This window comes from Bradyrhizobium nitroreducens (genome assembly GCF_002776695.1).
Lineage (GTDB): Bacteria > Pseudomonadota > Alphaproteobacteria > Rhizobiales > Xanthobacteraceae > Bradyrhizobium > Bradyrhizobium nitroreducens.
Window position 1 is genome coordinate 8,168,991 of record NZ_LFJC01000003.1, and the last position, 747, is coordinate 8,169,737.

General features: G+C 59.8%; 2 protein-coding genes. Both read left to right on the forward strand.

Annotated elements, in window-relative coordinates; translation table 11 throughout:
• Positions 1 to 211 (forward strand): hypothetical protein (locus tag TSA1_RS40500; protein ID WP_210421922.1); only part of this gene is annotated, 211 nt, incomplete at its 5' end.
• Between the two features lies 1 nt (position 212).
• Positions 213 to 747 (forward strand): hotdog family protein (locus TSA1_RS40505; protein ID WP_210421923.1); only part of this gene is annotated, 535 nt, incomplete at its 3' end.

The following is a 747-nucleotide window of genomic DNA, read 5'->3' on the forward strand; positions in this document are numbered from 1 at the left end:
TCCCTTCGCCAAGGAACGATATTGGGTTCCAATCGCGGGCAAGCATGAACGTTTCACGGATGCCAGCGCGAAAGAAGTGCTCAGCACCGCAGCCGTCAAAATCTTCGACGAGACGTTCTACTCGAAAATCTTTGACGAGATTAGCGCTGACTCAATGAGCATCGATGAAGCGCTCGAAAAGGTGGACGAACAATTCCAGGTGGAAAACTAGAATGATCGACTTTCTCAAGTTTGTACTTCTAGAAGTCAAAGACAAACGACTATCAACTGCGGACGCGACCGAGTTGATGCGTCAATTCCATCGCGGAAGGCCTGCCCATCCTGCGCATCTGCATCCGCTGGTGCATCGGAACACATCTGATCTTGGCGAGCAGCGTTATACGTCGCGGTTCACGGGCCGGGAGTTTTTCCTGCAGGACCATCAGGTGCATGGTCAGCGGGTGCTGCCGGGCGTGGCTCATCTGGAGATGGCGCGGGCGGCGGTGCGGCTCGCCGCGGGCGATCAGTCCGGGGACTTGCAGGTGCGGCTGCAGAACGTGGTGTTCGCACGGCCGGTGGTGGTGACGGACGCAGGGCTCGAGGTGCACATCGCCCTGGCGCTGCAAGATGATGGGTCGGTCGCCTTCGAGATCTATACCGGGCAGGCCGACGCCACGCAGATGCACAGCCAGGGCAGCGCGGTCTTGTTCGAGCAGACCGAGCCACGCGTGCTGGATCTGCCGGCCCTGCGTGAACGGGCCGGCGAGC